1 protein-coding gene and 1 pseudogene are annotated in these 525 nt (G+C 67.6%); one reads left to right on the top strand and one right to left on the bottom strand.

Annotated features, from left to right (window positions below; all coding sequences use genetic code 11):
- Window positions 1–206 (top strand): annotated as a pseudogene (locus AC1DX6_RS30565) (LysE family translocator); the annotation flags it as partial.
- A 95-nt stretch (window positions 207–301) separates the two neighbouring features.
- Here AC1DX6_RS30565 and AC1DX6_RS30560 read toward each other — a convergent pair.
- The coding region (locus AC1DX6_RS30560) for a glutathione S-transferase family protein (RefSeq protein WP_477320311.1) at window positions 302–525 on the bottom strand (224 nt) is incomplete at its 5' end.

Genomic DNA, 525 nt, shown 5'->3' with positions numbered 1-525 from the left:
AGGGCCATGTGCTGTCGCAGCTGCTGGTGCTCGGCGCCACGCAGATCACGATCAGTCTCACCGTCAACGCCATCATTGCGGTGACGGCCGGCTCTATCGCCACCTTCCTCGCCGGACGACCGCTTTGGCTGGTGATCCAGCGCTGGATGATGGGCACGGTGCTCACCGCACTTGCCGTGAAGATGGCGACCGACGCGCAACGCTGAGCTGCCTGCGGACGCAGCTTACATCGGCCGCCTGATCGCGGCTCCGCGCGGCGCCATGCCAGTGGCGCCGCGCGGCTGAAAGTGCCTGTTGAGCGTCAGGCCGCGAAGCGATCGATCACCTCGGCCAGCGGGACCTGGCCGAGGCAAGCGCCCGAACCCGCTGGGTCTTCGCCATCCTCGATCGCAAGGGCGTAACGCACGACCGGATCGGCTTCGATGCGGCGGCGCAACGCCGCCAGTTTGGGATAGGCAGCTCCATCAACCGCCTGGTGGAACTCCGCCCAGCGCGCCACGCCGATCAGCGTGGTATCGGCCAGTG

This window comes from Mesorhizobium sp. P2_C4, from assembly GCF_056404575.1.
Note: the sequence above shows the minus strand (reverse complement) of the source record. Positions and strands in the feature narration are given on the sequence as shown.